Here is a 13714-nt window from a genome sequence, read left to right on the forward strand (position 1 = left end):
CGTCAGGCCCGGCGCACCCGGCCGGAGACCAGCGCACCCAGCAGGGCCACCCCGGCCATGGTCAGGAAGATCACCGTGAAGGCGCCGGCCGAGCCGGTGGACCCGGCCCCCTCGTGGGCGGCGGCCAGCGAGCCGCCGCCCAGGGCCGCGAACAGCACCCCGGCCAGACCCACCAGCAGCACGTTGCCCAGCGCGTCGCTCATCTGCAGCGAGGCCGAGTTGGCCCCCGCGTCCTCCGGCGCGGACAGCTTCATCATCAGCACGCTCACGCTGGCGACCGTCAGGCCCATCCCGATCCCGCCGACGCCCCAGGCGACCGCCGCCACCCAGGCCGGCACCGCCGGGACCAGCACCAGCGCCGCGCCCGCGATCGCCACCGCGGTCAGCACGAACCCGCCCCGGATCATCGCCTCGCGGTAGCGCTCCGCCCCCGGCCGCCCCTGCAGCCACGAGCCCAGCGCCCAGGAGAGCCCGCCGCTGGTCAGCGTGAGCCCGGCCAGCGTCGGGGACAGCCCGCGCTGGGTGACCATCATCAGCGGGATGAACGCCTCGGCCGCGAAGAACGCCCCCGCGGCCACGCCGCGCAGCAGGATCACCGTCGGCAGGCCGCGCCCGGCCCGCAGCGTCCCGGTGGGCAGCAGGCCCAGCACGGCGGGCAGCAGCAGCGCGGCACCGGCCGCCGCCGGGAGCAGCCCGAGCAGGTCGAGCCGCTGGCCGGCGTACTGCAGCAGGCCCGCCCCGACCGCCGCCATCGCGGCCAGTACGGTGCGCCGGCGGTCGAAGTCCGCGCCCTTCGCCACCGGGTGCTCCCGCTCGGAGCGGGCCAGCGCCGGGCCCATCACGGCCAGCGGCAGCAGGATCAGCACGGGCACCGCCAGGAACACCCAGCGCCAGCCCAGGTGCTGGGTGACCGCCCCGGAGACCACCGGGCCGACGATCGAGGGCAGCACCCAGGCCGAGGAGAAGGCCGCGAACACGGACGGCCGCAGCCGCTCCGGGTAGGCCCGGCCGACCACCACGTACAGGGCGACGATCACCAGGCCGCCGCCCAGCCCCTGGACCGCCCGCCCGGCCACGAACAGCCACATCCCCGGCGCCGCGCCGGCCACCACCAGGCCGGCGCCGAACACCGCGATGCCGGTGAACAGCGGCTGCAGCGGGCCGCGCCGGTCGCACCACTGGCCCGAGACGACCAGGGCGAACAGCGTGGTGGTGAAGTAGCCGGAGAAGGCGAAGGCGTAGAGCCCGAGGCCGTCGAGCTGGCGGGCCGCCACCGGCATCGCGGTGTTGACGGCCGTCGCCTCGAAGGCGAGCAGCAGGACCACCGAGACGATCCCCAGCGTCAGCGCCCGGTAGCGGCCGCTGAGGACCCCGCCGCCGGGGTCGTCGTCGAGGGGTACGGGCGCGGGGTCGACCGAGGTGGGGGAGGCAGTGGTCATACGTAACATCGTAAGGGCCGTCCGCCTGGGTGACCCCTGACTCCGGTCGCTGACCGGATCCGCCGCAGGACCTAGGACCCGCCGCCCGGCACGGCCCGGGACCACCGCGTCAGTGCAGCGCCTTGAGGCCCACCACGCCGGAGACGATCAGCAGCAGGCAGCCGATCCGGGCCGCGGTCACCGCGTCCCCCAGGACGGCCATGCCGTAAAGCGCGGTGCCGACCGCGCCGATGCCGACCCACACCGCGTACCCGGTGCCGATCGGGATGGTGCGCATCGCGTACGCCAGCCCGCCCATGCTCAGCAGCAGGGCGACGCCGAAGACGAGGCTGGGGACGAGCCGGGAGAAGCCCTTGGACGATTCCAGGGCGACCGCCCACACGGTCTCCAGGACACCCGAGACGATCAGAACGAGCCAAGCCATGACGGCCGTACCTCCGCAGTCCACAGCGGCCGGATTGCCGCTGAACTGCGCCGTCTTGTCGTCACCGGGTACGACGCGCTCGTCCGGGGTGGCCGGAGCCCGACCACCTGTCTCCGACCGTAGCACGGGCCGCCGCCGGAGTTGCCATGCAGAATTTACATTCGGCCGTTGACGGTCCGTCGCGGAATCCGCCACCATGAATTCACTGGCCGTGTGCCCGAGTGGCTTAGGGAACCGTCTGCAAAGCGGTACACGCGGGTTCGATTCCCGCCATGGCCTCGAAAAGGAATTGCCGGTCGGCTTTCGCGCCGACCGGCAATTCCCGTTTCCGGGAATTCCCGGTCAGCCCGCGATCGCGTCCTCGGGGCGGATCGGCAGCCGGCCGACCGGCAGGCCGGTGGCGGCGCGGACGGCCGCCGCGACGGCCGCCGGGGCCACCACCGCGGGCACCGCGCTGACCGCCTTCGCGCCGAAGGTCGCCACCACGTCCCGCTCCTCCAGCAGGGCGGCGATCCGCACCTCCGGGGTGTCCAGGGCGGTGGGCAGCCGGTAGCCGGTGAGCGAGGGGTTCTGCAGCACCCCGCCCTCGGTGCGCAGGTCCTCCAGCAGCGCCAGGCCGACGCCCTGTGCCACCCCGGCCTCGATCCGGTCCTCGATCTGCCGCGGGTTCAGCGCCCGGCCGACGTCCTGCGCGACCGTCATCTCGACCACCCGGACGGCGCCCAGCTCGATGTCCACGTCCACCACCGCGCGCATCGCGCAGAAGGCGATGGAGACGAAGGCGTCGCCCTGCCCGTTCTCGTCCAGCGGCTCGGTCGGGTGCGGGCGGCACTGCGCGGTGGCCCACAGCTCCTTGCCCTCCAGCGCCTCGGCGACCGGCATGCCGAGCACCCCGTCGTACGAGGTGATCTTGCCGTCGGCGATCTGCAGCAGCTCCGCGGACATCCCGAAGTTGGCGGCGATCGGCTGCAGCAGCTGGTGGCGGACCATCAGCGCGGCGCGCTCCACCGCGCCGCCGGAGACCCAGGTGTGCCGGCCCCGGGCGGACGGCCCGGCGATCGACTGGTCGCTGTCGGCCGGCGCGATGTAGACCTCGCTGACGCCCAGCACGCTCTGCACGATCTGCCGCGCCAGGGTGGCGAAGCCCTGCCCGGAGTCGACGGCCGCGCAGATCACCGTGGCGTGGTCACCGCTGACCCGCACCGTGGCGGTGGAGACCTCGTCCTCGCCCTCGGCCCCGAGCATGTGCACCATGCCGACCGCGTAGCCGATCCCGCGCCGCACCGCGGCCGGGTCGCCGGCGCCGCCGGGCCCGCCCGGCAGCAGCCACTCGGCGTCCGGGTCGTCCACCGGCAGGGCCGGCAGCGGCTCGGCCGCGACGGCCTCCAGCAGCGCGCCCACCGGCGCGGGGCAGGTGACGGCCTGCCCGGTGGGCATCGGGTCCCCGGTGGACATCGCGTTGCGGCGGCGGATCTCCACCGGGTCCACGCCGATCCGGGCGGCCAGCTGGTCCAGCTGCGACTCGTGGGCGAAGCAGGCCTGCAGCGCGCCCTCGCCGCGCATCCGCCCGGCCGGCGGGTTGTTGGTGCGCACCGCCCAGGCGTCCACGAAGACGTTCGGGCAGACGTACGGGCCGACCGAGAAGGCCGTGGCGGCCGCCAGCGCCTCGGCGGAGACGTCCGCGTACGCGCCGCCGTCCAGCAGGATCTGCGCCTCGACCTTGACCAGCCGGCCCTCGGCGTCGGCGTGGTGGCGGTAGCGCAGCAGCGCGGGGTGGCGCGAGGTGTGGGTGTGGAAGGACTCCTCGCGGGTGAGGGTCATCTTCACCGGGCGGCCGGTGCGCAGCGCCAGCAGCGCCAGGGTGACCTGGAACGAGAGGTCCTCGCGGTCGGTGGTGGCGCCGGGCACCCCGGTGACCACCAGCCGGACCCGGTCGGGCTCCAGGCCCAGGCAGGCCGCGGTGCGGTCGCGGTCGCCGTGCGGGTCGGTGGAGGACAGGTGCAGCTCGACGCCGCCGTCCGGGCGCGGCACGGCGAGCCCGGCCTCGGCGCCGAGCGGCGCCGGGTCCTGCCGGCCGACCTGGTAGAGGCCCTCGACGATGACCTCGCCGGCCGCCTCCGGGTCCCCGGTGCGCAGCGGCAGGTGGCGGAACAGGTTGCCGTCCGGGTGCAGCGGCGGGGCGGTGAAGGCCTGCTCGGGGTCGGTGACGGCCTCCAGCGGCTCGTAGTCGACCGTGATCAGACCGACCGCGAGCCGGGCGGTGTCCGGGTGGTCGGCCGCCACCGCGGCGATCGGCTCGCCGTGGTGGCGCACCACGCCCGCGGCCAGCACCGGCCGGTCGGCGAGGATCGGGCCGGCCGGGGCGCCGTCCGGGGTGCCGTCCGGGCCGGGCGGCAGGTCGGCGGCGGTGACCACGGCGTGCACGCCGGGCAGCGCCAGCGCGGCCGAGGTGTCGATGCCGCGGATCCTGGCGTGCGGGTGCGGCGAGCGCAGCACGGCGCCCCAGAGCAGCCCCTCGGCCCAGAGGTCGGCCGCGTACGGGAAGATGCCGAGCGCCTTGGGCAGCGCGTCGCTGCGCAGCGGTGAGCTGCCCAGGCCGAACGGCTCCGGTGCGCCGCCCTCGCCGCCGTCCTGCTGGAGTGCTGCGCCGATGTCGGTAGGCGACGTCATGATGCGTGGTCGTCCTCGGGGAGCCGGATGCCGTGGGCGGGGGTGGCGCCGTACGGGACGCCGGCCTGGGCGCCGTCGTCGGCCGGGGCGCCGTGCGGGGGCGCGGGGACGTACGGGGTGCCGTGCGGCGGCGTGCCGTCGAAGGCGGCGCCGGGCAGCGGCGTGCCGTGCGCGGGGGTGGGCTGGTAGACCGGGGCGTCGTACCCGGTGTCGTAGCCGTTCTGCTGCGGGTAGCCGTCCGCGGGGTAGCCGCCGTCCGGGTAGACGCCGTGGACGGGCGTCCCGTGCGCGGGGGTGGGCTGGTACGGCTGCTCGGGGTAGCCCTGCTGCGGGTAGTACACCTGGTCGTCGGCGGCCTGGGCGGGGATGCCCTGGACCGGCGTCAGGACGGCGGTGTCGTACACGCCGGTGTCGTAGCCGCCCTGGCCGTCGCCGTACGGCCCGCCCCCGGCCGGGGCCTCCTCGACGGGCGGCTGCGGGACGTGCTCGATCCACGCGTCGGCGTCGGTGTAGACCGGCGGGTCGGCGACCGGCTCGGGTTCGGCGGCCGGCACCGGGGCGGCCGTCCCGTCGGCGGGCTGGTCGGCGAGCGCCGCCTCCTCCGCCTCCTCGGCCTCCAGGGCGCGCGCGTCGGCGATGCTCTGGACGGCGGCCAGCACGCCCCGGTAGCCGGTGCAGCGGCAGAGGTTGCCGCAGAGCGCCTGCCGGGCCTCGACCTCGGTGGGCCGGTGGTTGCGCTGGAGCAGGTCGTGGACCGCCATCGCCATGCCCGGGGTGCAGTAGCCGCACTGCACCGCGCCGGACTCGGCCAGCGCCTGCTGGACGTCGCTGGCGCCGCCGGCGGCCGACAGGCCCTCGACGGTGTTGATCTCGCTGTCCGCGGCCAGTGCGGCGGGCACCAGGCAGCCGGCGACCAGCTGGCCGTCCACCTGCACCGAGCAGGCCCCGCACTCACCCTGTTCGCAGCCGTCCTTGGCGCCGGCCAGGCCGAGCCGCTCGCGCAGCACGTAGAGCAGGCTCTCACCGATCCAGGCGTCGGTGACGGGCCGTTCGAAACCGTTGACCCGCAACGTGTAGGAGGCGCACGGGCGCAGCTCGCGGCTGACCTGCGGGGTGAGGCCGAGCGGGTCGGCGTCGAGGGTCTCGATGGGGTCTGTGCTCACTTCAGCGCCCTTCCCAGTGCCCGTCGGGCCAGCACCGATACGGTACGCCGTAGCCGAACGGCGGCCGCGCTCGGCCCCTCGGTCACGGCCTCCCAGGCGCCCTCGGCGCCGTAGGTGTCGGGGACGCAGGCGGCGGCCACGTACTCGCCGAAGGCGGCGGTGGCGGCCGGGTCGATCTCCCGGCTGCCGTCCCAGTCGATGCAGCCTGCGACCCAGGCCTCGGCCTCCAGCGGGCGCAGCGGCACCGGGGCGACGGCGCCGACCGCGCAGCGCACGGCGCGCCGGGCCGGGTCGAGGACGAGGGCGACGGAGGCGGTGGCGCGGGCCGGGCCGCTGCGGCCGGTGGCCTTGAGGAAGACCTGCGGCGCGTGCAGCAGCGGGACCCGCACCCAGGTGAGCAGTTCGCCGGGGCGCACCGGGTCGAGCCCGGTGAGCAGGTGGCTGACCGGCACCTCGCGGCTGCCGCCGGCCCGGGCCAGGGTGACGCTGGCCTCCAGGGCGGCGAGCACCGGGAGGGTGTCGCCGGCCGGGGCGGCGGTGACGATGTTGCCGCCGAGGGTGCCGACGTTGCGGACCTGCGGCGGGCCGGCGGTGCGGGCGGCGTCGGCGAGCGCGGGGATGAGCGCGGCGAAGTCGGGGCGGTCCATCCGGGCGTGGGTGAGTCCGGCGCCGAGGACCGCGGTGCCGCCGTCCTCGTAGCGCCAGCCGCGCAGTTCGGTGATCCGGCCGAGCCCGACCAGGGCGGCGGGGCGCAGCCGTCCGGCGTTGACGGCCTCCATCAGGTCGGTGGCTCCGGCCACCGGTACCGCGGCCGGGGCGGCGGCCAGCGCGTCGACGGCCTCGTCGAGGGAGGCCGGCAGCATGATCGTCCGGTTCACCTGGGTCCCACCGTGCTCCACTTGCTCATCGATCGCCTGCCGCCCGCGGCCTTCGGCCGTGGTGTCCGCGTCAGCAGCCCGGCCTGGCCCGTAGGGTACGGGCGATCGGGCCGGGTTGGGCAACTCTGGCACACAATGCTCGATGATCATTTCGGGACGGGTGAACGGGACTGCCCGATTGGGACGGATACCGGGCGGTATCTGCCCCGGCCCGGATCGAGCCAGGGCAGATGTTCATCTTTTCTTGACGTCAGACGACCACTCAGAAGTTCCCGAAGCGGCACCGCGGGATCCCCGGACCCCGACGTCGGCGGGGATCACCGCACCGGCGGCGGGCCCTCGATCGGGCGGCCGGCCACCCCGGGCCGGCGCTGCCAGGGGTGCGGGCCCTCGACCGGGCGGTACTCCACGCCGAGCGCGTCCAGCACCCGCAGGTGCCCCCGCAGGCGACGCTCGAAGCCCGCGTAGTCGCGCTCCGCGGGCACCGCCGGCAGGTCCGACCAGGCGACCTCGGCGAAGGCCACCAGCCGGGGGAAGGCCCGGTAGTCGACGTCCCGGGCACTGTCCGCGAACTCGCTCCACAGGTTGGCCTGGGTGCCGATCACCCGCCGGGCGGCGGTCTCGTCCAGCTGCTCCGGCACCGGCTCGAAGCGGTAGACGTCCTCCAGCGTCCGCACGAAGCCCACCGGGATCGGCTCGTCCGGCCCGTCCGCCTGCCGGTGGTCGAGGTAGACGTGCTGCTCGGGGCACATCACCACGTCGTGCCCGGCCCGCGCGGCGGCGATCCCCCCGCCGAAGCCGCGCCAGGAGGAGACGGCGGCGCCCGGCGCCAGACCGCCCTCCAGGATCTCGTCCCAGCCGATCAGCCGGCGCCCGCGCTCCGCCAGCCAGCGGTCGAAGTGCCGGATCACGTGGCTCTGCAGCTCGTCCTCGTTGGCCAGGCCGAGCTCGCGGATCCGGGCCTGGGCGGCGGCGCTGTCCTTCCACTGCTCCTTGGGGCACTCGTCGCCGCCGAGGTGGACGAACTCGGACGGGAAGAGCTCCAGGACCTCCTCCAGCACCCCCTCGAAGAAGCGCAGGGTCGCCTCGGAGGCGTTGAGCACGTTGTGGCTGACGCCCCAGTCCGTCCAGACGCCGAGCGCGGCGGTGTCCACCACGTCGGTGTTGCCCAGCTCGGGGTAGGCGGCGACGGCGGCCTGGGTGTGGCCGGGCAGGTCGATCTCCGGGACGACGGTGACCCCGCGCGCGGCCGCGTAGGCGACGATCTCGCGCAGGTCGTCCTGGGTGTAGTAGCCGCCGTGCGGGCGGTCGTCGCGCCGACCGGCGGAGCGGTAGCCGACCATCGAGCGCTCCCGCCAGGCTCCGCGCGCGGTCAGCGCCGGGTAGCGCTTGATCTCGACCCGCCAGCCCTGGTCGTCGGTCAGGTGCAGGTGCAGCACGTTGAGCTTGTGCGCGGCCAGCAGGTCGACGAAGCGCAGCACGTCCGCCTTGGGGAGGAAGTGCCGGGCGACGTCGAGCAGCGCGCCGCGCCAGCCGAACCGCGGGGCGTCCGCGATGTCCGCGCCGGGCAGCACCCAGCCGCTGCGGCGCAGCGGGGAGCGGCGGTACGCGTCCGGGCCGAGCAGCTGGCGCAGCGTCTGCGCGCCCCACAGCGCGCCGGCCGGCCCGCCCGCGGCGACCAGGGCGTGGCCGGGGCGCACCGCGATCCGGTACGCCTCCGGGCCCAGCGCGTCGTCCTGGACCAGCTCGATCCCCGCACCCGGACGGCCGGGGCCGAGCGGCAGCCCGGTGGCGGCGCCCAGCGCGCCGCGCAGCCAGCGCTCGGCGTCGGCCAGGACGGGCGGCGCGGTCAGCGTGGTGGCGTCGTCGAGGGGGAAGTCCCCGTCCGGGCGGCGGACGGCACTCGAGGGTGCGGGGATGAGGTCCATCCCGACATCCTGCCCCCGCCCCGGACGACTGGCATAGACCAATCCGGAAACGCGGCACCATGCAAAACGGCACCGTGCAGAACGACGCCGTGCGGAACGGCCGCGCACGACGGCGCGGACCGGGTACCGCGCGCGGCACCCCCGCGGACGGTCCGCACGCCGCGGCGTCACCCGGGGCGACGCCGCGCGGACCGGCCGGTCCTACTTGTCGTCGTCGCCGCCCTGCGGCTTGCCGATGCCGTCGTAGATCTCCTTGCACATCGGGCAGACCGGGTACTTCTTCGGGTCGCGCCCGGGCACCCACACCTTGCCGCACAGCGCCACCACGGGCGACCCGGAGAGCGCGCTCTCCATGATCTTGTCCTTCTGGACGTAGTGGGCGAAGCGCTCGTGGTCGCCGTCCCCGTTGGACACCTGCGGGACGGGCTCGACCAGGGTTCCGGTGCCGAGGCCGCGCTCGGGCTCAAGAGTGCTCATAGGTGCCAAGTCTATGGGCGGCCCGGGAAACCGGGCCAGTGTCGTGCCGCCGGGGCCCCCGGTTCAGTTCAGCGTCGGGTCGTCCGGGTACGTCGCGAGCAGTGCGAGCGGCCCGCGCTGGCGGCGCAGCACCGAGCGCCAGAGCCGCTCCGGCTCGGGGCTGGAGACGTCCCCCGGCTCGCAGTCCACCAGGTACCAGGCGCCGCTCTCCAGCTCCGCCTCCAGCTGGCCGGGCGACCAGCCGGCGTACCCGGCGAAGATCCGCAGGCTACCCAGCTCCCCGGCCAGCACCTCGGGCGGCGCCTCCAGGTCCACCAGGCCGATCGCCCCGTGCACCCGCCGCCAGCCGAGCGGCTCGCCGGTGCCCGGGTCCCCCGGCGCCACCGCGAGGCCGAGCGCCGAGTCCAGCGCCACCGGGCCGCCCTGGAAGACCACGGCGGGCCGGCCGACCAGCCGCCCCCAGCCGTCCAGCACGCTGCCGACCTCGACCGGCGTCGGCCGGTTGAGGACCACGCCGAGCGCCCCCTCGGCGTCGTGGTCGAGGAGCAGCACCACCGCCCGGGCGAAGTTCGGGTCGGTGAGCACGGGCGTCGCGACGAGCAGACGGCCGGTGTGGGACCGGCCTGCGTGCGAATGGGCCGCCGTCATGCCACACATGATCCCGCAGAACGGCGCCGTCGGGGCACCGCAACGCTCGAAACCCCGACACGCCGGACGAACACCCGTACGGACGCACCGGCGGGCGGCCCGGCACCCGGAGAGAGCACCATCACGGGAGAGGCTCACGGGAACCATCGGGACGCCCACTACCATCTACGGATGGTGGACGCCCTTACACGGTGCCGACTCGGTTTCGCCGGGGGCCCGAGCGCGCCCGTACCATCCGGTCCACCGACGGCTCCCACCGGAGCCTTCCCCACTCCTCTGGCACCCCGGATTGCGAGAACGATGACCGACGACGTCCTGCTGGTCCACGGCGGAAACCCGCTCGAAGGCGAGATCCGCGTCCGCGGCGCGAAGAACCTGGTCCCCAAGGCCATGGTCGCCGCCCTGCTCGGCCAGGGCCCCAGCAGACTGCGGAACGTCCCGGACATCCGCGACGTCAAGGTGGTCCGCGGCCTGCTCCAGCTGCACGGGGTCACCGTGCGGACCGGCGACGAGGACGGCGAGCTGATCCTCGACCCCTCCCACGTCGAGAGTGCGAACGTCGCCGACATCGACGCGCACGCCGGCTCCTCGCGGATCCCGATCCTGTTCTGCGGCCCGCTCCTGCACCGCCTGGGCCACGCCTTCATCCCGGGCCTCGGCGGCTGCGACATCGGCGGCCGCCCGGTCGACTTCCACTTCGAGGTGCTGCGCCAGTTCGGCGCCACCATCGAGAAGCACCCGCAGGGCACCTACCTGGTCGCCCCGCAGCGGCTGCGCGGCACCAAGATCGAGCTGCCCTACCCCTCGGTCGGCGCGACCGAGCAGGTGCTGCTCACCGCCGTCCTCGCCGAGGGCGTCACCGAGCTGCGCAACGCGGCCATCGAGCCGGAGATCGTCGACCTGATCTGCGTCCTGCAGAAGATGGGCTCGATCATCACGCTGGGCACCGACCGGACGATCCTGATCACCGGTGTGGACGAGCTGAACGGCTACAACCACCGCGCGCTGCCGGACCGCCTGGAGGCCGCCTCCTGGGCCTGCGCGGCGCTCGCCACCAAGGGCGACATCTACGTCCGCGGCGCCCGCCAGCTGGAGATGATGACCTTCCTCAACACCTTCCGGAAGGTCGGCGGCGCCTTCGAGGTGGACGACGAGGGCATCCGCTTCTGGCACCCGGGCGGCGAACTCAAGGCGATCGCCCTGGAGACCGACGTGCACCCGGGCTTCCAGACCGACTGGCAGCAGCCGCTGGTGGTCGCGCTGACCCAGGCCACCGGCCTGTCCATCGTCCACGAGACGGTCTACGAGTCCCGGCTGGGCTTCACCGGCGCGCTGAACCAGATGGGCGCGCACATCCAGCTGTACCGCGAGTGCCTGGGCGGCACCCCGTGCCGCTTCGGCGCGCGCAACTTCCTGCACTCGGCGGTCGTCTCCGGCCCGTCCAAGCTGATGGGCTCCGAGCTGGTCATCCCCGACCTGCGCGGCGGCTTCTCGTACCTGATCGCGGCGCTGGCGGCCGAGGGCACCTCGACCGTGCACGGCATCGACCTGATCAACCGCGGCTACGAGAACTTCATGGACAAGCTGCGGGACCTGGGCGCCCACGTCGAGCTGCCGGCCGAGCAGCTGGTCGACGCCTGACCGGTCCGGTGGAACGGCGAGAGGCCGGGCTCCCCGCGGGGAGCCCGGCCTCTCGGGCGTTCAAGGGGTGGTTCAGGCGCCCTTGGCGGCTTCCTTCAGCTTGGAGCCGGCGCTCACCTTGGCGCTGTAGCCGGCCGCGATCTGGATCGGCTCGCCGGTCTGCGGGTTGCGGGCGGTGCGGGCAGCGCGGTGGGTGCGCTCGAAGGTCAGGAAACCGGGAATGGTGACCTTCTCGTCGCCCTTGGCGACGACCTCGCCGACGATCTCGGCGAAGGCGGCCAGAACGGCGTCGGCGTCCTTGCGGGTCACCTCGGCGCGCTCGGACAGCGCGGCCACCAGCTCACTGCGGTTCATGTGTACTCCTGTGGTCTGTTCGCTTGCGGTGTGCGGGGGCCCATCGGTGCTCCCACCGGGGGGCACCCGGATGGGCCGCAGGTCCGCACACTGTGCTCATGCAGGCAATGCGTGGTCGCAGGCCGGGTCCGTACCCGATGCCGCGCGTCGGTGCCGTAGAAGGCCCGTCCGCCTGCCTGGATACGAATCCTGCCCCGACCGGCCCCGAGAAAGCCAATCGGGCCCCGGCCGAGCCACCCGAACAACGCCCGCCCGTTGGAGGTGTGACGCTCCGTCGGCTCCGGCGGACCGGGCGCGGGCGGCGGTCGGGACGACACGCCGGAAGACCAGGGGGACGTTCCGTACTTGTCGGACACGCCTGCCCCGTGCAGGGCTACCGTACGCCCTGGGACTGACAAGCCCAAACACGCCCCTCGCCCTTGTGTCGCAAGGGTTCGGGGCGGGCTTGGGCGGGTATGGCCGCGATTCGGACATTTGACCGATCCGCGACACGTCGGCGGACTCGCCGGTCAGAGCTTGACGGTGGGGAAGGAGGAGGTGTCGAGGGTGCCGACGATGCCGGGGGTCGGACGGGACTCCTCCGGGCGCTCCTGGGCGCCCGCCAGCGCCGCCTCGCGCACCGCCGAGGCCACCGTCTTGGCGACGTCCTTGTGGAACACGCTGGGGATGATGTAGTTGGCGTTCAGCTCGTCGTCGGCCACGGTGGTGGCCAGCGCCCGGGCGGCGGCGATCATCATCTCGGTGTTGACGGTGCGGCTCTGGGCGTCCAGCAGGCCGCGGAAGACACCCGGGAAGACCAGCACGTTGTTGATCTGGTTCGGGAAGTCGCTGCGGCCGGTGGCGACCACGGCGGCGGTCTGCCGGGCGATCGCCGGGTCGACCTCCGGGTCGGGGTTGGCCAGCGCGAAGACGATCGCGTCCTCGGCCATGGTGGCCAGGTCGTCGCCGTCCAGGACGTTCGGGGCCGAGACGCCGATGAAGACGTCCGCGCCCGCCACGGCCTCCTTGAGGCTGCCGGTGCGGCCCGAGCGGTTGGTGTGCTCGGCGATCCAGCGCAGGCTCTCGTTGAGGTCCTCCCGGCCCTGGTGGACCACGCCGCGGACGTCCGCCACGGTGGCGTGCTCGACGCCGGCGGCCAGCAGCAGCTTGAGGATCGCCGTCCCGGCGGCGCCGGCGCCCGACATCACCACCCGGATGTCGGCGATGTCCTTGCCGACCACCTTCAGGGCGTTGGTGAGGGCCGCGAGCACCACGATCGCGGTGCCGTGCTGGTCGTCGTGGAAGACCGGGATGTCGAGGGCCTCGCGCAGCCGGGCCTCGATCTCGAAGCAGCGCGGCGCGGAGATGTCCTCCAGGTTGATGCCCGCGAAGCCCGGGGCGATCGCCTTGACGATGGCGACGATCTCGTCGGTGTCCTGGGTGTCCAGGCAGATCGGCCAGGCGTCGATGCCGGCGAAGCGCTTGAACAGGGCCGCCTTGCCCTCCATGACCGGCAGCGCGGCGGCCGGGCCGATGTTGCCCAGGCCCAGCACCGCGGAGCCGTCGGTGACCACGGCGACGCTGTTGCGCTTGATGGTGAGGCGGCGGGCGTCCTCGGGGTTCTCGGCGATCGCCATGCAGACCCGGGCCACGCCCGGGGTGTAGATCATGCTGAGGTCGTCACGGTTGCGGATGGGCAGCTTGGACGACATCTCGATCTTGCCGCCGAGGTGCATCAGGAAGGTCCGGTCCGAGACCTTGCCGATCGACACGCCGTCGATGGCCCGGAGCTTCTCGACGATCTCCTCGCCGTGCGCGACGGACGAGGCCGCCACGGTGACGTCGATCCGCAGCGCCTCCAGGCCGGAGGCCGTCACGTCGAGGCCGGTCACCGAACCGCCGGAGGACTCCACGGCGGTGGTGATCGCGCTCACGGCGTTGCCCCGCGCCGGGACCTCCAGCCGCACCGTGATCGAGTTCGAGACACTGGGCACCGTCGCCATCGACGCTTCCTTCTTCCGTCCGTCGGCAGGTTCAACATTTTGTTGAAGGCATCGCCTGCCGCATGCTAGACCTCGATCGTCGCACCTTCCAAGGGGTAGCCAGAAATAAC

General features: G+C 74.1%; 11 protein-coding genes, 1 tRNA gene and 1 riboswitch. Of the genes, 2 read left to right on the forward strand and 10 right to left on the reverse strand.

Annotated features, from left to right (window positions below; translation table 11 throughout):
• Nucleotides 1–2 precede the first annotated feature (2 nt).
• Together ACIA8Q_RS17990 and ACIA8Q_RS17995 are read right to left on the reverse strand one after the other, a co-directional pair.
• Entirely contained in the window at nucleotides 3–1439 is a 1437-nt protein-coding gene (locus ACIA8Q_RS17990) for an MFS transporter (RefSeq protein ID WP_360218235.1), read from the reverse strand.
• A 109-nt stretch (nucleotides 1440–1548) separates the two neighbouring features.
• Complete coding sequence (locus ACIA8Q_RS17995) at nucleotides 1549–1863, reverse strand: SMR family transporter (protein WP_360218238.1); 315 nt, start codon at nucleotides 1861–1863, stop codon at nucleotides 1549–1551.
• 44 nt (nucleotides 1864–1907) lie between these two features.
• A riboswitch (guanidine-III (ykkC-III) riboswitch) is annotated at nucleotides 1908–1973 on the reverse strand.
• 97 nt (nucleotides 1974–2070) lie between these two features.
• On the opposite strand from ACIA8Q_RS17995, the gene ACIA8Q_RS18000 reads away from it, so the two are divergent.
• A tRNA-Cys gene (locus ACIA8Q_RS18000) sits at nucleotides 2071–2142 on the forward strand.
• Between the two features lie 63 nt (nucleotides 2143–2205).
• Here ACIA8Q_RS18000 and ACIA8Q_RS18005 read toward each other — a convergent pair.
• The 6 genes from ACIA8Q_RS18005 to ACIA8Q_RS18030 all read right to left on the reverse strand — a co-directional run bounded on the left by ACIA8Q_RS18005 (nucleotide 2206) and on the right by ACIA8Q_RS18030 (nucleotide 9636).
• The gene (locus ACIA8Q_RS18005; protein WP_360218241.1) at nucleotides 2206–4533 is read right to left on the reverse strand and encodes a xanthine dehydrogenase family protein molybdopterin-binding subunit; all 2328 of its coding nucleotides are present in this window, start codon (nucleotides 4531–4533) and stop codon (nucleotides 2206–2208) included.
• On the reverse strand, nucleotides 4530–5696 hold the full coding sequence (locus ACIA8Q_RS18010) for a 2Fe-2S iron-sulfur cluster-binding protein (protein ID WP_396317438.1): 1167 nt from the start codon (nucleotides 5694–5696) through the stop codon (nucleotides 4530–4532). The genes ACIA8Q_RS18005 and ACIA8Q_RS18010 overlap by 4 nt, the downstream gene beginning before the upstream one ends.
• The gene (locus tag ACIA8Q_RS18015) at nucleotides 5693–6559 is read right to left on the reverse strand and encodes an FAD binding domain-containing protein (protein WP_360218259.1); all 867 of its coding nucleotides are present in this window, start codon (nucleotides 6557–6559) and stop codon (nucleotides 5693–5695) included. Before ACIA8Q_RS18015 ends, ACIA8Q_RS18010 begins: the two co-directional genes overlap by 4 nt.
• Before the next feature lie 332 nt (nucleotides 6560–6891).
• Entirely contained in the window at nucleotides 6892–8502 is a 1611-nt protein-coding gene (locus tag ACIA8Q_RS18020) for a beta-N-acetylhexosaminidase (RefSeq protein ID WP_396317439.1), read from the reverse strand.
• A gap of 201 nt (nucleotides 8503–8703) precedes the next feature.
• Nucleotides 8704–8979, reverse strand: coding sequence for a DUF3039 domain-containing protein (locus tag ACIA8Q_RS18025; RefSeq protein ID WP_329929182.1), 276 nt, complete (start codon nucleotides 8977–8979; stop codon nucleotides 8704–8706).
• Nucleotides 8980–9042: 63 nt separating this feature from the next.
• Complete coding sequence (locus ACIA8Q_RS18030) at nucleotides 9043–9636, reverse strand: YqgE/AlgH family protein (protein WP_387901541.1); 594 nt, start codon at nucleotides 9634–9636, stop codon at nucleotides 9043–9045.
• Between the two features lie 291 nt (nucleotides 9637–9927).
• Between ACIA8Q_RS18030 and murA the strand changes: the two genes are divergently transcribed.
• Nucleotides 9928–11268: a UDP-N-acetylglucosamine 1-carboxyvinyltransferase gene (gene murA / locus ACIA8Q_RS18035; protein ID WP_360218250.1), complete on the forward strand. Its 1341-nt coding sequence runs from the start codon at nucleotides 9928–9930 to the stop codon at nucleotides 11266–11268.
• A gap of 72 nt (nucleotides 11269–11340) precedes the next feature.
• Here the strand turns inward: murA and ACIA8Q_RS18040 are convergent, their stop codons facing one another.
• Together ACIA8Q_RS18040 and ACIA8Q_RS18045 are read right to left on the reverse strand one after the other, a co-directional pair.
• A complete protein-coding gene (locus ACIA8Q_RS18040) occupies nucleotides 11341–11622 on the reverse strand; it encodes an HU family DNA-binding protein (RefSeq protein WP_030059737.1) in 282 nt (93 codons plus the stop codon).
• 509 nt (nucleotides 11623–12131) lie between these two features.
• Nucleotides 12132–13604, reverse strand: a complete 1473-nt coding sequence (locus tag ACIA8Q_RS18045; RefSeq protein ID WP_360218055.1) for an NAD-dependent malic enzyme — start codon at nucleotides 13602–13604, stop codon at nucleotides 12132–12134.
• Nucleotides 13605–13714: the final 110 nt, after the last annotated feature.

This window comes from Kitasatospora sp. NPDC051705 (genome assembly GCF_044453265.1).
GTDB lineage: Bacteria > Actinomycetota > Actinomycetes > Streptomycetales > Streptomycetaceae > Kitasatospora.